Raw genomic sequence first — 16924 nt, forward strand, 5'->3', positions numbered from 1 at the left:
CGCATCACATTAAGGAGACAGAAGGCTGATGAGCCCGTTCCATGCTATTGACGTAGCTGATTACTACGACAGCGAAACTTTTAGCAAGATTAAGGCGTTTGCCGACAGCAAGCCAACGCCATTTGTGGTGATTGATACCAACATCATCTCTAAGCAATACGATGATATGGTGCATGCCTTCCCTAAGGCTGATGTGTTCTACGCCGTAAAAGCTAACCCAGCGGCTGAGATCCTGTCATTGTTGCGTGATAAAGGCGCCAACTTTGATATCGCCTCTATCTACGAGTTAGATATGGTGATGGATATTGGGGTCACGCCAGATCGTGTCAGTTATGGCAACACCATTAAGAAACGCCAAGATGTGCGTGAGTTTTATAAACGCGGTGTGCGCATGTTCGCTTCTGACTCTGAGCCAGATCTGCGCATGATTGCTGAAGAAGCGCCGGGTTCTCGCGTGTATGTGCGTATTCTGACCGAAGGTACTGAAACGGCTGACTGGCCGTTATCACGTAAGTTTGGTTGTCAGAACGAAATGGCTTACGAGCTGTTGGTACTGGCTAAAGAGCTGGGCTTGGAACCTTATGGTATTTCGTTCCACGTTGGCTCACAGCAACGCGACATCGGTGCGTGGGATGCTGCCATTGCCAAAGTGAAAATGATTTTTGACCGTCTGCGTGATGAGCACGGCATTGTGCTGCAGATGATCAACATGGGCGGTGGTTTTCCAGCTAACTATCTGGACAAAACTAACAGCCTGCAAACCTACGCTGAGCAGATCCATTACTTCCTCGTAGAAGATTTTGGTGAAGATTTGCCGCGTATCATTTTGGAACCGGGCCGCTCATTGATCTCTAATGCCGGTGTACTGGTGTCTGAAGTGGTACTGATCAGCCGCAAATCACACACTGCGTTAGAGCGTTGGGTGTTTACCGATGTGGGTAAATTCAGTGGTTTGATTGAAACCATGGATGAAGCGATCAAGTTCCCAATCTTTACCGAGCGTAAAGGTGAGCTGGAGCGTTGTGTTATCGCTGGCCCAACATGCGATAGCGCCGATATCATGTATGAGCAATATGCTTATGGCTTGCCAAGTGATTTGGCCATCGGCGACCGCATGTACTGGTTAACTACTGGTGCGTACACCACCACTTATTCGGCGGTGTGCTTCAACGGTTTCCCACCACTGCAAGCTTACTACCTGTAAGCCGTTGTGATGGCACACAATAAGGGCGCCTTGTGGCGCCCTTATTGTTTTATGACTTGTAGGCCGGATGTTCCTTCAATTTATCAAAGAGTTGCTCTTTTAAGTCGAGCTTGCGTTTCTTCATCTGTTTTAGTTCGGCGGTGAATTCGCTCGACGGGCGGCGTTCCTGTTTCTGGATCGCTTTATCGAGAACGTCGTGTTCAGTGAACAGCTTGCGGAACTCGCTATCGTCGGCTTTTAGCTGATCAACCAACGCGCGGTATTCTGAAAACATAGGCTACTCCTTAACGTTGAATGGAAGTGACGCTTACGCTGTCATCACTTGCGGCTAGATGGAAACGGGTGATCCAAGCGAAGAGCGCCAGTGTGTCGGTGCTACAACACTTGGTTGTTTCCGTGTGATGCCCTCAGGTGATAATCAAACTGTAATCGCACAGCTGTTTAATTGCACTATTCCTATAGTAAGAGTTGCTATTGTCTGAGCTAGAAAACGCATGTTTTTAAATGTGGTCAATGGCGTGACTTAGGTAAATGGGGTAATCTTAGCCCTTGCCACGCTGGTATCAGCGTTTTATTTTTTTAATGTACTGAAAAGGTTGAATTTATGGCGGACGTGTTTCACTTAGGCCTTACCCGCGACATGCTTAACGGTGCCACTTTGGCGATTATTCCCGGTGATCCAGAACGTGTTAAACGCATTGCCAATTTGTTAGATGAGCCTACATTCCTTGCCAGTCATCGCGAATTTACTTCATATGTGGGCAAGCTAGACGGCCAAGCGGTAGTGATTTGTTCTACTGGCATTGGCGGCCCATCGACCTCTATTGCGGTGGAAGAACTGGCACAGCTGGGTATCCGTACCTTCTTGCGGATTGGCACCACTGGCGCCATTCAAACCAAAGTGAATGTGGGCGATTTGATCGTATCGCAAGCGTCAGTACGCTTGGATGGCGCCAGCCAGCACTTTGCGCCATTGGAATATCCCGCAGTGGCTGACTTTGCGTGTACTTCAGCCATGGTGGCAGCAGCACGGGAGCAAGGCGTAGAACCGCATGTCGGCATTACCGCCTCATCTGATACCTTCTACCCAGGCCAAGAGCGTTACGATACCGTCAACGGCCGCGTGACCCAACGTTTTCAAGGTTCACTCAAGCATTGGCAAGAACTGGGCGTACTCAACTATGAGATGGAATCCGCCACGCTGTTTACCATGTGTGCCAGCCAAGGTTGGCGCGCGGCCTGCGTGGCTGGCGTCATTGTGAACCGCACTCAGCAGGAAATCCCTGATGAAGCAGTGATCAAAGCCACCGAAACCAAAGCCATTACCGTGGTTGTTGAAGCGGCACGCAAGTTGTTAGCCTAACGGGGCTATTGTCTGGACAGGTTGGCAAGCAGCCTGTCCATGGCACGATAACCTAGCGCTTGGGCGATATGACGCCGTTCGACATTGGGTGACTGCGCCAAGTCGGCAATGGTGCGTGCCACGCGCTGCAAGCGATGAAAACTACGCACCGACAAACCTAATTTGGTCACGCTCTGCTCCAAAAACACTAAGTCTGCAGGCGCAAAGCCTGATTGCTTCAACTCACTTCCCGACAACTCACTATTAAGTTTGCCTGCTCGTTGCAGCTGTTGCTGTCGTGCTTGTGCCACCCGTTTGGCAATACTGGCACTGGTTTCACCATCGCCGCTATCGGCCGTCAGTGTGCCCGGTGGTAGTTTAGGCACTTCTACTGTGAGGTCAAAGCGGTCGATAAACGGGCCTGATAAGCGTGATAAATAACGCCGTATTTGCTCGGGTGTGGCGCGGCTTTCTGGGCCAGAATCACCACAAGGGCTGGGGTTCATCGCCGCAATTAATTGAAACTTGGCGTTAAATTTGAGTTTGGCGGCGGCGCGGGAAATGATCACTTCGCCGGTTTCCATCGGCTCGCGTAAACAATCCAACACCTTACGTGGAAATTCGGCAATCTCATCTAAAAATAGCACCCCCAAGTGTGCCAGTGAAATCTCGCCTGGTTTAGGAATCGCGCCACCGCCTACCAGTGAAACGGCCGAGCTGGTGTGATGCGGTGAGCGAAATGGCCGCTGATAAAACTGCTGCGGCTCGACGTGCATGCCCGCCACCGAATGAATGGCCGAAACTTGCAGCGCCTCTTCATAATCCAATGGCGGTAACAGCGATAAAATGCGGCTCGCCAGCATCGATTTGCCGGTGCCCGGCGGTCCTAAAAACAGTAAGTTATGATTACCTGCGGCGGCAATTTCCAATGCTTGTTTGGCTTGATATTGGCCGATGACTTCACTCATACAACCGACATTTGCTGGGGGCGGCGTTATCCAACTGGGTGAATCATGGATATTCGGCAGCGTTTGTTGCCCATGCAGAAAGGCGGCAATATGTTGCAGATGCGCCGCGAGATACACCTGCTGATAACCGACTAACTCGGCATCGGTGCGGTTGGCCTGTGGCATCACCAACCCCGCAGCGATTTTGCGCGCTTCAATAATGACCGGCAGCAAGCCGTTGCAACCACGGATTTCGCCAGTGAGCGCCAGCTCTCCGACAAACTCCAGTCCTTCTAACGCTTTGATGGGCAGTTGCCCTGAGGCGGCTAAAATACCAATGGCAATCGGCAGATCATATCGTCCGCCTTGCTTGGGCAGGTCGGCGGGCGCAAGGTTGATGGTGATGCGCCGCATGGGGAATTCAAAACCCGCATTGATAATGGCACTACGCACCCGTTCGCGCGCTTCGCGTACCGAGGTTTCAGGTAGACCGACTAAGGTAAAGGCGGGTAAACCATTGGATAGATGGGCTTCAACCCATACTTGTGGTGCATCTACACCGTTTGCCGCGCGAGTGGCTACGCGTGCTATTGCCATGACAGTTCCTTTGTCTAGTTGTAAAACGTATGCCAAATAACGCCAATTGGCGTATGGGCTAAGTTGAGGATACGCCAAAATGGCCGCTGAAAAAAGCAACGCTGATGACCGTAGTGATTGAGCAATTTTTCTGACAATTACGGCAAAAATTTCTCGTTATTCAAGCTGCAATAGCAATGCTAGATTAGCGTCGATTTCCGCGCTACAGCAGTGGTTGTCGCGCAATTACTCATCTTAAGGATCAAACATGAAAGCGTTATTAGGATTGGCGTTATTGGTAGCAAGTGGCGTTGTGAGTGCTGATGACGAGTTGCCAGCGGCCAGTGCAGCTGATGTCAAACAACTGGTGCAAGTGTGTCGTCAAATGGCCATTGAAGATGAGATCACTAAAGATGAGTTGGATGAATATCTGTTGGACTGCGTTAACGATCAACTGAATGAGATGGGTTATCGCGCGGTTGATGCATTGCCTAAGTCTTAAGTCGCACTTGGGGTTGTTGATCTTTGTGGGGGCCAGCTTGCCTAGCCGCGCCTCGTTCATAACGTGTTTAATATGAACCAAAATAAAACGCTACGGATCAACAGCCCTTAGCAAGTTACCGACATCTCTTCTTCATCTTCGGTAGCTATGCTTAGCAGCAGCGATAAGGTCAACTATCTTTTAAACGTTAACCGATTATAATGTGTACGTTTTCAGTTTCTCCCTCCTTTTCGTTAGGGATAGTGGCTACGCGTCTGTCGCGATTTCGCCACACCTTCCCAAATAACTAAGGCCGATTCGCTAACCGCATATTGCAGTGAATGTCCGCGCCGATGACAAATGATTGCTGTATAAGCCTGAAGAGATGCAGGCTTATGCTTACTTCAGGTGATGTATGAGTTTTTTAGAGAATATACTACTGGTTGTAGGGTTAATAGGCGCGAGCTGTCTATTCTCTATGTCGGAAATTGGCCTAGCTGCGGCGCGTAAAATCAGACTGCGGCAAATGGCGGATGAAGGTGATGTTCGCGCTGAAAAGGTGCTGAGCTTGCAAGCGGCGCCAGGCAATTTTTTTACCGTAGTACAGATAGGTTTAAACGCCGTAGCCATCATGGGCGGTATTGTTGGTGAGTCAGCCTTTACTCCCTATTTTACCAGCGTATTAGGGCACTTTATCACTGAGCCTTGGCTAGGGCAGTTGAGCTTTGCGCTATCGTTTGTGTTAGTGACTAGCTTGTTCATTTTATTGGCCGATCTGATGCCAAAACGGGTGGCGATGGTGATGCCAGAACGTGTGGCGGTCAATCTGGTGGGAACTATGTTGGTGTGTATTAAGGTATTGCGGCCATTAGTGTGGTTCTTCAATAGTTTAGCTAGCGCCATTATGAAAATATTGCATCTGCCAATGGTGCGTAAAGATGAAATCACCTCCGATGACATCTACGCCATTATGGATGCTGGCGCCGAGGCGGGTGTACTGGATAAAGGTGAGCAGCAGATGATTGAAAACGTGTTCGAGATGCAGTCGCTCAGCGTGACATCTGCGATGACGGCGCGTGAAAGTCTGATCTTTTTCCGCCTGCAAGAATCTGAGCATGATATCAAAGCCAAGATCAGCGAACATCCCTACAGTAAGTTTGTGGTGTGCGATGGCCCCTTAGATAATCTCAAGGGTTATGTTGATGCCAAAGAGCTGTTGGTGCGGGTGATTAACGGCAAACCGATTGACTTGAATGACACCTCGTTGGTGCACCCATGTTTGATTGTGCCTGATACATTGAGCATGTCTGAAGCGATGGAATACTTCCGTCAGCAACGTACTGATTTCGCCATCGTGATGAACGAATATGCGCTGGTGGTCGGCATTGTGACCTCGAACGACTTGCAAAGTGCGGTGATGGGCGCTTGGTCACTGCATGAAAGTGAAGAGCAAATCGTTGCCCGTGATGCTAACTCTTGGCTGGTGGATGGTGTGACGCCAATCAGCGACGTGATGCGCGCGCTTAGTATTGATGAATTTCCGCAGAGCCAAAACTACGAAACCGTGGCCGGTTTTATGATGTATATGCTGCGTAAAATTCCGAAGCGTACCGATGCGGTTAACTTTGCTGGTTACAAGTTCGAAGTGGTCGATATCGACAGTTACAAAGTCGACCAACTGCTGGTGACGCGCATCAACGCCGAAGAGATTGTGCCGGTTAAACTGGAACAAAAGCTTTAAATCACCTCAAGGAAGGCCTTAATCAACGGGTCTTCCATGCGTTTTTTCTTACAACAACAGCCTAGCTCAAACGGCGCAATGGCAATCGGTGACTCCAGTTGCCGAATGCGATCCATCATTGGGCTGTTGTTGACCACCACTTGTGGTGTAATACTCACGCCGCATCCCAGCGCCACCATGGGCACAATCGCCTCATGGCCGCCCACCTGCGCGTAAATTTTGGCATTAATGCCCATGGCGGCAAACCAACGTTCCATCCGCAGTCGGCCGGGGCCATGGTCTGGCACAATAAACGGTAACTTCTCCCACGGGATCGGCGACTGATCTAACAAGCTTTGTAGCTGACATTGAATCGCTGGCGCAATCACTGACAGCGCAACTTTGCCTATCGGCGCAAAGTGCAACTGGCTCGGAAAGTCTTCTGGCAACGCGGCAATGGCAATATCGGCGCGTTGATTTTGCAACTCGCGCATCGCGTTGGCGGCATCGCCGGTGGTGAGGCTGATATCCACCAACGGTTGCTGGCGTCGGAATTTATCAATTAACGCAGGGAGATGACTATAAGCGGCGGTGACCGAGCAATAGATCTGCAACGTGCCGCGCAACAAGTTCTTGTCGGAGTCCAACGCTTGCTTGAGTTGATACCAACGGTGTTGCGTGTCTTGCGCGTACTGACGAAACAATTTGCCCGCATGGGTTAGCGCCACGGTGCGATTATCACGCTCCATTAGCTTGCTGCCCACTTCCTCTTCTAACCGTTGCAATACACGGCTCAAGGTGGACGGACTGACATGCAGATTGGCAGCCGTTTGGCCAAAATGCAGCGTTTCACACAGATCGAGATAGAGTCGAATTGCGCGAATATCCATAGAGAATCGTCCTTATTGAACCGTTTTTACGTTGCATAATCTGCAACGCAGTATGCCGAATATATCAATTTTAGCAATCACTATCATAGGCTATATTGAGTTATCGCCGTGTCCTTGGGGGATACGGCCACAGAATTTGCAACACAGGTGAGCACATGGCTAATTACTTCAATACACTGAGTTTGCGCGAAAAATTGGCGCAATTGGGACAATGTCGTTTTATGGATCGCAGCGAGTTTGTTAACGGCTGTGAATATATCAAAGATTGGAACATCGTCATTCTCGGTTGTGGTGCTCAAGGTCTTAACCAAGGTTTGAACATGCGCGATTCAGGTTTGAATATCGCCTACGCGCTGCGTCCAGAAGCCATTGCGGAAAAGCGTGCTTCTTTCAAACGCGCCTCTGAAAACGGCTTCAAAGTCGGCACGTTTGAAGAGCTGATCCCTGCGGCGGATATGGTACTGAACCTGACGCCAGACAAACAGCACAGCAAAGTGGTTGGCGCAGTGATGCCGCTGATGAAACAAGGCGCAGTGCTGTCTTACTCGCACGGCTTCAACATTGTGGAAGAGGGCATGCAAGTTCGCCCAGATATCACGGTTGTCATGGTGGCACCTAAGTGCCCAGGTACCGAAGTCCGTGAAGAATACAAACGCGGTTTCGGCGTACCAACGTTGATCGCCGTTCACCCAGAAAACGACCCTAACGGCGATGGCTGGGAAATCGCCAAAGCCTACGCTAGCGCTACTGGTGGTGACCGTGCTGGCGTACTGCAATCATCCTTTATTGCCGAAGTGAAATCCGACTTGATGGGTGAACAAACCATCCTGTGTGGCATGCTGCAAACTGGGGCGATTTTAGGTTACGACAAAATGGTGGCTGACGGTGTGGAACCGGGTTATGCCGCTAAACTGATCCAACAAGGCTACGAAACCATCACCGAAGCGCTGAAACACGGCGGTATCACTAACATGATGGATCGCCTGAGCAACCCAGCCAAAATCAAAGCATTTGAAATCGCTGAAGAACTGAAAGAGATTCTGCAGCCTTTGTTTGAAAAACATATGGACGACATCATCAGCGGTGAGTTCTCACGCGTAATGATGGAAGACTGGGCTAACGATGATAAAAACCTGTTGGGCTGGCGTGAAGACACCAACAATGCTGGCTTTGAAAAAGCACCGGAGAGCGATGAGCATATCGATGAGCAAGAATACTTCGATAAAGCCATCTTCTTGGTAGCGATGATCAAAGCGGGTGTGGAATTGGCGTTCGATACCATGGTGGCTTCCGGCATCATCGAAGAATCGGCTTACTACGAGTCACTGCACGAAACACCACTGATCGCTAACACCATTGCCCGTAAGCGTCTGTACGAAATGAACGTGGTGATCTCCGATACGGCGGAATACGGTTGTTATCTGTTCAACCATGCGGCCATTCCAATGTTGCGAGACTATGTTAACGCCCTGTCTCCAGAGTACTTGGGCGCCGGTTTGAAAGAGACATCTAACGAAGTCGACAACCAACGTTTGATTGAAGTGAATAGCGCCATCCGCCATACCGATGTGGAATATATCGGCGAAGAGCTGCGTGGCTATATGACTGATATGAAACGTATTAGTTTAGATGCTTAACGTTTAAGTCAACGGGTTGCCGTACACGGCACCCGTTGAATATTTATGGCTAACGGGGAGCCAAAACAATAAAAAATTTAACGATTACGCAAATTTTTTATTGTGTTCATAAAAGCCTTTGTGATATTGCTTATTTACTGTTCCGCTTTCCACTAGCGAGAGCGACAAGATTTAACGTAAACCAACTAAGCAGATTAATTAACAGGAATCGGTCTTCTAGCAATGAACAACAGCCTCAACCTCCTCCTCGTGATTATTATCGCAGTGATTATTGGGTCACAGCGGGGGTGGCTCATGGCGCGAAAGATGACCTGAAGGTCCTGAGAATCATCGAAACCCCCGCTCCGAAAGGACCGGGGGTTTTTCTTTTCTGGGGCGAGTGAAACGGCAAAACGAGAACGTAAATAATGGAACAAGGGCAGACAATCAGCGGTAGTCAGGCAGTTATTGAGGTTCTGGCAGCCCATGGAGTTGATACGGTATTTGGTTATCCGGGCGGTGCCATCATGCCGATTTACGATGCAATCTATGGCAGTTCGGTGCAGCATCTGCTCTGTCGTCATGAGCAAGGCGCGGCATTTGCGGCCGTCGGTTATGCGCGCGCCAGCGGCAAAGTGGGGGTGTGTTTTGCTACCTCTGGCCCCGGCGCGACCAACTTGGTCACCGGCTTGGCCGATGCCATGATGGATTCGGTGCCCGTGGTGGCGATTACCGGACAAGTGTCGACCAAAGTGATCGGCACCGACGCCTTTCAAGAGATGGATGTGTTGGGCATGAGCTTGTCTTGTACCAAACACAGTTTCATGGTCACCAGCCGCGAAGAACTGATCCCTACCTTATATCGCGCCTTTGAAATTGCCGCTTCGGGCCGCCCTGGTCCGGTATTGGTCGATATTCCGAAAGATATTCAAGTCGGCCAGTTGGAATACAAAACCCCGCTGCAAGCAGTAGCCACTGAAGCCGCCGTCGATAGTGCCGCTATTGCCGCCGCTAACGAGTTAATCCGTCAAGCCAAGCAACCCATGCTGTACGCAGGCGGTGGCGTTGGTATGGCGGGCGCGGTAACGGAGCTGCGTGATTTTATCGCCCGCACTGGCATGCCATCCGTATGTACCTTGAAAGCCTTGGGCGCTGTTGAACCCAGTACCGCTGGCTACTTAGGCATGCTTGGTATGCACGGTAACCAAGCCGCTAACCACGCGGTGCAAGAATGCGATCTGCTGGTGGTAGTTGGCGCTCGCTTTGATGACCGCGTCACTGGCAAACTCAATACCTTCGCGCCGCATGCCAAAGTGGTGCATCTGGATATTGATGCCGCCGAGCAAGGCAAACTGCGTCAGCCGCAAGTTGCCTTAACTGGTGAACTGCAACAACTGTTGCCACAACTGGGGGAAGCGTTAAATATCGCCCCCTGGCAGCAACATGTGGCGCAATTAGCTGAGCAATATGCGTGGAATTACGACCGTCCGGGTGAGTTGATCTACGCCCCAAGAATGCTCAATCAACTGGCGCATAAACTGCCGCAAGATAGCGTAGTGAGCTGTGATGTGGGCCAGCACCAGATGTGGGTGGCGCAGCATATGTGGTTTCGTAAGCCGGAAGATCATCTCTCCAGCGCCGGTTTTGGCACCATGGGTTTTGGTCTGCCAGCAGCGATTGGCGCGCAGATTTCTCGTCCTGACGCTAAAGTGGTGGCGGTTTCCGGTGATGGCTCATTCATGATGAACGTGCAGGAGCTGACCACGATTAAGCGCCGTAAATTGCCAGTAAAAATTCTGCTGATCGATAACCAACGTTTGGGCATGGTTAAGCAATGGCAGCAGCTATTCTTTGAAGAGCGCTATAGTGAAACCAACCTGTCAGATAATCCTGACTTTGTTACCTTAGCGTCGGCGTTTGATATTCCGGGACGTACCATCACTCAAAGTGCTGAAGTAGAAGGCGCGTTGGATGAAATGCTTAACGCACCGGGGGCGTATCTGCTGCATGTGCGCATTGATGAAACGTTTAACGTTTGGCCGCTGGTGCCACCGGGCGCCGCCAATAGTGACATGATTGAAGATTTGGAGGCGTAACCATGATCCATCATCTGGCCCTGACCTTAGAACAACGTCCTGAAGTTTTGGAACGCGTGCTGCGCGTCGTACGTCATCGTGGTTTCCGCATCTGCACCATGAATATGACCGAGCAAGACGACAAATTCCTGCAATTGCATATGGCGGTCGACAGCGATAGAGCGGTCGAGCTACTCAGCCGCCAACTGGACAAACTATTAGATGTGACGCAATGCGTGGTTACCACGCCGTCCGCCATGTCACAAACCGTGAGTGCCTAAGCCGCAACATTGCGCCGCCATCACGATAACGTATTAAAAAAGAAAGGAAGTTAGCAATGCCGAAATTACGTTCTGCCACCAGTACCGAAGGCCGCAATATGGCCGGAGCCCGCGCCCTGTGGCGTGCCACCGGAGTTAAAGACAATGATTTTGGTAAGCCGATCATCGCCATCGCTAACTCATTTACTCAGTTTGTTCCGGGTCACGTGCACCTGAAAGACATGGGCTCACTCGTGGCGTCAGCCATCGAAGAAGCGGGCGGCATTGCTAAAGAATTCAACACCATCGCGGTGGATGACGGTATCGCCATGGGCCACGGCGGCATGCTGTACTCGCTGCCATCACGTGAGCTGATCGCCGATAGCGTGGAATACATGGTCAACGCCCATTGCGCCGATGCGTTGGTGTGTATCTCCAACTGCGACAAAATTACGCCGGGGATGCTGATGGCCGCCCTGCGGTTGAATATTCCGGTGGTGTTTGTCTCCGGCGGGCCGATGGAAGCCGGTAAAACCAAGCTGTCCGATAAAATCATCAAGCTGGATTTGGTCGATGCCATGGTGGCCGCCGCCGATCACCGCGTATCGGACGAAGACAGTGAAAAAATTGAACGTAGCGCTTGTCCTACTTGTGGTTCGTGCTCCGGCATGTTCACCGCTAACTCAATGAACTGTTTGACCGAAGCCTTGGGGCTGTCACTGCCGGGTAACGGCTCGATGCTGGCGACTCACGCCGACCGTCGCGAACTGTTCTTAGAAGCAGGGCGCCGCGTGATGGCACTGGCTAAGCGTTATTATCACGATGATGACGCTAGCGTATTGCCGCGCAACGTTGCTTCTTTCAAAGCGTTTGAAAACGCTATGACGTTGGATATTGCCATGGGCGGTTCCTCTAATACTGTGTTGCACTTGCTGGCGGCGGCGCAGGAAGCGGAAGTTAACTTCACCATGGCCGATATCGATCGCTTAAGCCGTAAAGTGCCGCACCTGTGTAAAGTGGCGCCATCGACGCCACTGTACCATATGGAAGATGTGCACCGCGCCGGTGGCGTGATGGGCATTCTTGGCGAGTTAGCTCGTGCTGGTTTGCTGCATACCGATGTGCCGCATGTTGCTACCAACGGCGGCACACTGGCCGAGGTGTTAGCCAAATATGATGTGGTTGCTACTAAAGATGAGGCGGTAAAACAGTTCTTCCGCGCTGGCCCGGCGGGCATTCCAACGACAGTAGCGTTTAGCCAAGATTGCCGCTGGGAATCACTGGATGACAACCGCGAAAGTGGCTGTATCCGCAGCCGCGAACATGCTTTCAGCCAAGAAGGTGGTTTGGCGGTGCTGTTCGGTAACATCGCCGCCAATGGTTGTATCGTTAAAACCGCGGGCGTGGATGAATCCATTTTAAAATTCACCGGTAAAGCCCGTGTGTATGAAAGCCAAGAAGATTCCGTCGCGGGCATTTTGGGTGGTGAAGTGGTTGAAGGTGACGTGGTGGTCATCCGCTACGAAGGTCCGAAAGGCGGCCCAGGCATGCAAGAGATGTTGTACCCAACCAGCTATTTGAAATCACGCGGTTTAGGTAAAGCTTGTGCACTGATCACCGATGGCCGTTTCTCTGGCGGCACCTCTGGTTTGTCTATCGGTCACGTATCACCAGAAGCGGCCGCAGGTGGTGAAATTGGTTTGATTGAAACCGGCGACATCATCGAAATCGATATTCCAAACCGAGGGATCTCACTCAAAGTGAGCGCTGAAGAGCTGGCGAGCCGCCGCGCGGCGATGGAAGCTAAAGGCGCGCAAGCGTGGAAACCTGTGGCGCGTCAGCGTCCAGTGTCGATGGCACTGAAAGCTTACGCTTTGATGGCAACTAGCGCCGACAAAGGCGCGGTGCGCGATCGCACTATGCTGGAGGATTAATATGTTAGCGCTCGCGTCCCAGTCGCAACTGTCACTGGCTAACTATTATTTACAGCGGATTTTGCTGTCTAGCGTCTATGACGTTGCTAAGGTGACGCCGCTGTCTAACCTCAAAAAACTGTCGGCGCGGCTCGGCTGTGATGTGTTCCTCAAGCGGGAAGATATGCAGCCGGTGCACTCCTTCAAACTTCGTGGTGCCTATAACCGCATTGCTGAATTAAGCACTGAAGAAGCCGCTTGCGGTGTGGTGTGTGCCTCGGCCGGTAACCACGCCCAAGGTGTAGCGTTATCGGCGGCGAGCCGTGGCATCAGCGCCGTAATTGTGATGCCGAGTACCACGCCCGATATTAAAGTGGATGCTGTGCGTCGCCTTGGTGGCAACGTGGTGCTGCATGGTCAGGCATTCGACCAAGCTAACGAATACGCTATGTCTTTGGCGCGCGATGAAGGTCGCGTCTATATCGCGCCATTTGACGATGAAGCGGTGATCGCTGGGCAGGGCACGATCGCCCAAGAGATGTTGCAGCAGCAACGTGATCTCGATGTGGTGTTTGTCCCTGTCGGCGGCGGTGGCTTAATTGCCGGTATCGCCGCTTACTACAAAGCGGTGAAACCGGAAGTCACCATTATTGGGGTTGAACCCGTTGACGCTGCCTGTTTACAAGCAGCGATGGCCGCGGGTGAAGCGGTCACACTCGATCAAGTCGGCCTATTTGCCGACGGCGTGGCGGTAAAACGAATCGGTGCCGAGCCGTTCCGTTTGGCGAAAGAATATGTTGATGAAGTCATCACTGTGACGTCCGATGAAATCTGCGCCGCCATCAAAGATATTTTTGAAGACACCCGCGCTATTGCTGAGCCTGCGGGCGCGCTATCACTGGCGGGGCTGAAAAAGTACATGGTGCAGCACCAAGGTGAAGAGCGCAAAGTAGCGGCGATTCTCAGTGGTGCCAACGTGAACTTTCATAGCTTGCGTTATGTGTCTGAGCGTTGCGAGTTAGGTGAGCACAAAGAAGCGGTATTGGCGGTCACCATTCCCGAACGTCCGGGGGCATTTTTGCAGTTCTGCGAAACCTTGGGCAAACGGGCGATTACCGAGTTTAACTACCGCTTTAGTGGGCGTGACCGCGCCGTCGTGTTTGCCGGTATTCGCGTTAACCAAGGGCAACCTGAGTTGGATGAGTTGGTTAGCTCCTTAGTGAGCAATGGCTTTGCGGTGCAAAACCTCACTGACGATGAAACTGCCAAATTGCACGTGCGCTACATGGTTGGCGGTTTACCGCCTGAGCCACTGCACGAACGCCTGTTTAGTTTTGAGTTCCCCGAGCATCCCGGCGCCTTGCTGCAGTTTTTACAAACACTGCAAAGCAAGTGGAACATCAGTTTGTTCCACTATCGCAATCACGGCGCGGCTTTTGGTCAGGTGTTGGCGGGCTTTGAAGTGCCAGCGGCTGATGATGCGGCGTTTGCGACCTTCTTGGACGAGTTAGGTTTTGCCTACCAAGATGAAACGCACAGCCCGGCGTATCAACTGTTTTTGGCGCATCGACCTTAATTTTTACTGCAGTTTTCTGCTTCCTTACTTTTGGCCCCACACACTTATCGCTTGCTTTCGGTGTGGGGCTTTTTCTTTGGTGATATTTACAAGGTGTTAGCCAAAAGCCGAGCGGTGTCAGTCGGCTAACTGTGTTAAGGTCGAATGCCTGTGCCTGCGCTGAATAACGCACCGTGTTTCGCGCCGCAGACGCATTGCTATTAACTAGGCAGCAAGGAGACCCAGTATGATTGCCGCACCGCAAACCCAAGCGTTTAATCCCCCTCGTCGTATTTTGATGGGACCCGGCCCTTCAGATATCTACCCTGAAGTGCTTGCGGCGCAATCGCGGCCAACTGTTGGTCACCTCGACCCGCTATTTATTGGCATGATGGATGAACTAAAAGCGCTGATCCAATATGCATTTCAAACCCAAAACCAGATGACCATTGCGGTGTCTGCACCCGGCAGCGCGGGGATGGAAACCTGTTTTGTTAACTTGGTTGAGCCCGGCGAAAAAGTGATTGTCTGCCGGAACGGCGTGTTTGGTGAGCGGATGCGCCAGAACGTTGAGCGTATTGGCGCCACTGCAGTGATTGTTGATACGCCGTGGGGCGAGCCCGTCAACGTTGATGATGTGAAACAAGCACTGGAAGCGCATCCAGATGCTAAATTCCTCGCCTTTGTGCATGCCGAAACTTCTACTGGCGCGGTGTCTGATGCCAAAACCCTGTGCGCGCTGGCAAAAGAGCACGGTTGCCTCAGCATTGTTGATGCGGTGACTTCACTTGGCGGCGTTGAGCTGCTGGTGGACGAGTGGGGCATTGATGCCATCTATTCTGGTAGCCAAAAATGTTTGTCCTGCGTGCCGGGATTATCGCCAGTGTCGTTCTCCGAGGCAGCGGTAGCCAAGTTGAAAGCGCGTAAAACCCCAGTACAAAGCTGGTTCCTCGATCAATCTTTGGTGATGGGCTATTGGAGTGGTAACGGCAAACGCAGCTACCACCACACGGCGCCAGTCAACGCCTTGTACGCGTTGCACGAATCCCTGCGCAAACTGGCCGATGAAGGCCTAGAAAACGCTTGGCAGCGTCACCAACAGATGCACCAACTGCTGAAAGCTGGCTTAGAAAAACTCGGCATCAAGTTTGTGGTGGCTGAAGCTTCGCGCTTACCGCAGTTGAACGCAGTGTATATTCCTGACGGTGTTGATGATGCCGCCGTACGCAATCGCTTACTGAATGAATACAACCTCGAAATCGGCGCAGGCCTAGGTGATCTTGCAGGTAAAGCCTGGCGCATCGGCTTGATGGGTTACGGCGCCCGCCGCGAGAACGTGGCCTTATGTTTGCGCGCCTTGGAAGAAGTACTCAGCTAAGTTAACGGCGAACATTGAAAAGCAGCTCATTGAGCTGCTTTTTTGTTGGGTTTTCTCCTCTGCGCGGGATGGCTCATTTTTCATTTGCCCGACGGTGAATATCACCTACCTCTCATCAGTTGAAATGCGCTAGCGGATGCCGCTGGCTGTCAACAAATGCGGTAATCCTAGCCACAAAATCCTTCAACATGGACGATGTGGCTGTAAGCGATTATCACCCCATAAATCTCCGCAGTGATGAGTGATTTATATCCGTTGATATCGGATTTTATGATTTTAAAATCTTCTGTGTAACCAATTTTAAGTAACCATAAATATAATATTAAAATGTTTGTAAAATATAGAGTTATAGGTAATCGTGTATATGTGTTACTTACCTGTTTGAATTTTTGGTTAAACCGTTTTTTGAGTGCATGTTACCACGGCGTATGGCGGTGACGCTGAGGGTGAAAGTGGACTGGATGCGGCACGATAAGCGGCCAAGAACACTCCGTGCAGTGTTGCCATGCGCAGGCTAAAAATGTGTGACTGTTTTTCAGGGAATATTGAGTGTGCGCTAAGCGTGTGGGTACATGCCAGAGGTGGCAATCACCACAAAAGGTGGGATTGGTGATAACGGTTTTTACTGATTATGCAGCGCGGTGAATAAGGTCATGCTGGTGGTAAAAATCACCGCTAACCAGATCCAATTACCGGTTTTTTTCGATTTCACATGCCGCTGTTGGTAGTGCTGCACTATGGCGCTAATGTTGCCTTTAAGTTGGCCGAAACGGTTGATTTGATAGCGGTCGCTATCGGGCATAATGACAAAGTATTCACGATGGGATTTGATGAACTGTTGTAGCCGCTTGACTGAAATATCGCTGGCCTTAGCGAGTCGCTCAAGGTCAACGCCCTTGGGTGAGTTGGCGTGTAATACACGTAGTACTTGCTCAAGTTCGTTTGCAGTCATTGTCCTTGATGGCTA

The 16924-nt window shown here is 51.2% G+C and carries 14 protein-coding genes; 10 read left to right on the forward strand and 4 right to left on the reverse strand.

Going from position 1 to position 16924, the window contains the following annotated elements; genetic code table 11:
* Nucleotides 1-28: 28 nt before the first annotated feature.
* Entirely contained in the window at nucleotides 29-1204 is a 1176-nt protein-coding gene (locus L9G74_RS17945) for a type III PLP-dependent enzyme (protein WP_238898148.1), read from the forward strand.
* Nucleotides 1205-1253: 49 nt separating this feature from the next.
* Here the strand turns inward: L9G74_RS17945 and L9G74_RS17950 are convergent, their stop codons facing one another.
* Nucleotides 1254-1478 (reverse strand): HP1242/YdcH family protein, encoded by a 225-nt coding sequence (locus tag L9G74_RS17950; protein WP_238898149.1) that lies wholly within the window; start codon nucleotides 1476-1478, stop codon nucleotides 1254-1256.
* 330 nt (nucleotides 1479-1808) lie between these two features.
* Here L9G74_RS17950 and udp point away from each other — a divergent pair, with 330 nt between their 5' ends.
* Nucleotides 1809-2567 carry a uridine phosphorylase gene (gene udp, locus L9G74_RS17955; RefSeq protein WP_238898150.1) on the forward strand — a complete coding sequence of 253 codons (759 nt, stop codon included), beginning with the start codon at nucleotides 1809-1811 and terminating at the stop codon, nucleotides 2565-2567.
* 5 nt (nucleotides 2568-2572) lie between these two features.
* On the opposite strand, the gene L9G74_RS17960 is transcribed toward udp, so the two are convergent.
* Nucleotides 2573-4090 (reverse strand): YifB family Mg chelatase-like AAA ATPase, encoded by a 1518-nt coding sequence (locus tag L9G74_RS17960; protein ID WP_238898151.1) that lies wholly within the window; start codon nucleotides 4088-4090, stop codon nucleotides 2573-2575.
* A 247-nt stretch (nucleotides 4091-4337) separates the two neighbouring features.
* Between L9G74_RS17960 and L9G74_RS17965 the strand changes: the two genes are divergently transcribed.
* Nucleotides 4338-4571 carry a hypothetical protein gene (locus L9G74_RS17965; protein WP_238898152.1) on the forward strand — a complete coding sequence of 78 codons (234 nt, stop codon included), beginning with the start codon at nucleotides 4338-4340 and terminating at the stop codon, nucleotides 4569-4571.
* 394 nt (nucleotides 4572-4965) lie between these two features.
* Nucleotides 4966-6291, forward strand: a complete 1326-nt coding sequence (gene paeA, locus L9G74_RS17970; protein WP_238898153.1) for a polyamine export protein PaeA — start codon at nucleotides 4966-4968, stop codon at nucleotides 6289-6291.
* Here the strand turns inward: paeA and ilvY are convergent.
* Nucleotides 6288-7160 carry an HTH-type transcriptional activator IlvY gene (gene ilvY, locus L9G74_RS17975; protein ID WP_238898154.1) on the reverse strand — a complete coding sequence of 291 codons (873 nt, stop codon included), beginning with the start codon at nucleotides 7158-7160 and terminating at the stop codon, nucleotides 6288-6290. The genes paeA and ilvY overlap by 4 nt on opposite strands.
* A gap of 155 nt (nucleotides 7161-7315) precedes the next feature.
* Between ilvY and ilvC the strand changes: the two genes are divergently transcribed.
* The 6 genes from ilvC (at nucleotide 7316) to L9G74_RS18005 (ending at nucleotide 15957) form a co-directional block, all read left to right on the forward strand.
* Nucleotides 7316-8797 carry a ketol-acid reductoisomerase gene (gene ilvC, locus L9G74_RS17980; protein WP_238898155.1) on the forward strand — a complete coding sequence of 494 codons (1482 nt, stop codon included), beginning with the start codon at nucleotides 7316-7318 and terminating at the stop codon, nucleotides 8795-8797.
* A 407-nt stretch (nucleotides 8798-9204) separates the two neighbouring features.
* Nucleotides 9205-10872: an acetolactate synthase 2 catalytic subunit gene (ilvG, locus tag L9G74_RS17985; RefSeq protein WP_238898156.1), complete on the forward strand. Its 1668-nt coding sequence runs from the start codon at nucleotides 9205-9207 to the stop codon at nucleotides 10870-10872.
* A gap of 2 nt (nucleotides 10873-10874) precedes the next feature.
* Complete coding sequence (ilvM, locus tag L9G74_RS17990; protein ID WP_238898157.1) at nucleotides 10875-11132, forward strand: acetolactate synthase 2 small subunit; 258 nt, start codon at nucleotides 10875-10877, stop codon at nucleotides 11130-11132.
* A gap of 56 nt (nucleotides 11133-11188) precedes the next feature.
* Nucleotides 11189-13045, forward strand: coding sequence for a dihydroxy-acid dehydratase (ilvD, locus tag L9G74_RS17995; RefSeq protein WP_238898158.1), 1857 nt, complete (start codon nucleotides 11189-11191; stop codon nucleotides 13043-13045).
* A 1-nt stretch (nucleotide 13046) separates the two neighbouring features.
* Entirely contained in the window at nucleotides 13047-14600 is a 1554-nt protein-coding gene (gene ilvA, locus L9G74_RS18000) for a threonine ammonia-lyase, biosynthetic (protein WP_238898159.1), read from the forward strand.
* 226 nt (nucleotides 14601-14826) lie between these two features.
* A complete protein-coding gene (locus L9G74_RS18005; RefSeq protein WP_238898160.1) occupies nucleotides 14827-15957 on the forward strand; it encodes a pyridoxal-phosphate-dependent aminotransferase family protein in 1131 nt (376 codons plus the stop codon).
* Between the two features lie 622 nt (nucleotides 15958-16579).
* Here the strand turns inward: L9G74_RS18005 and L9G74_RS18010 are convergent.
* Nucleotides 16580-16909, reverse strand: a complete 330-nt coding sequence (locus L9G74_RS18010; protein WP_238898161.1) for a hypothetical protein — start codon at nucleotides 16907-16909, stop codon at nucleotides 16580-16582.
* Between the last annotated feature and the right edge of the window lie 15 nt (nucleotides 16910-16924).

The organism is Shewanella electrica, assembly GCF_022321485.1.
Classification (GTDB): domain Bacteria; phylum Pseudomonadota; class Gammaproteobacteria; order Enterobacterales; family Shewanellaceae; genus Shewanella; species Shewanella electrica.

Coding starts and splice junctions, on each gene's coding strand:
- L9G74_RS17945 (WP_238898148.1), top strand. CDS start 29: ATGAGCCCGTTCCATGCTATTGACGTAGCTGATTACTACGACAGCGAA.
- ilvA (WP_238898159.1), top strand. CDS start 13,047: ATGTTAGCGCTCGCGTCCCAGTCGCAACTGTCACTGGCTAACTATTAT.
- paeA (WP_238898153.1), top strand. CDS start 4,966: ATGAGTTTTTTAGAGAATATACTACTGGTTGTAGGGTTAATAGGCGCG.
- L9G74_RS17965 (WP_238898152.1), top strand. CDS start 4,338: ATGAAAGCGTTATTAGGATTGGCGTTATTGGTAGCAAGTGGCGTTGTG.
- L9G74_RS17950 (WP_238898149.1), bottom strand. CDS start 1,478: ATGTTTTCAGAATACCGCGCGTTGGTTGATCAGCTAAAAGCCGACGAT.
- L9G74_RS18005 (WP_238898160.1), top strand. CDS start 14,827: ATGATTGCCGCACCGCAAACCCAAGCGTTTAATCCCCCTCGTCGTATT.
- L9G74_RS17960 (WP_238898151.1), bottom strand. CDS start 4,090: ATGGCAATAGCACGCGTAGCCACTCGCGCGGCAAACGGTGTAGATGCA.
- ilvY (WP_238898154.1), bottom strand. CDS start 7,160: ATGGATATTCGCGCAATTCGACTCTATCTCGATCTGTGTGAAACGCTG.
- ilvC (WP_238898155.1), top strand. CDS start 7,316: ATGGCTAATTACTTCAATACACTGAGTTTGCGCGAAAAATTGGCGCAA.
- ilvD (WP_238898158.1), top strand. CDS start 11,189: ATGCCGAAATTACGTTCTGCCACCAGTACCGAAGGCCGCAATATGGCC.
- udp (WP_238898150.1), top strand. CDS start 1,809: ATGGCGGACGTGTTTCACTTAGGCCTTACCCGCGACATGCTTAACGGT.
- ilvM (WP_238898157.1), top strand. CDS start 10,875: ATGATCCATCATCTGGCCCTGACCTTAGAACAACGTCCTGAAGTTTTG.
- L9G74_RS18010 (WP_238898161.1), bottom strand. CDS start 16,909: ATGACTGCAAACGAACTTGAGCAAGTACTACGTGTATTACACGCCAAC.
- ilvG (WP_238898156.1), top strand. CDS start 9,205: ATGGAACAAGGGCAGACAATCAGCGGTAGTCAGGCAGTTATTGAGGTT.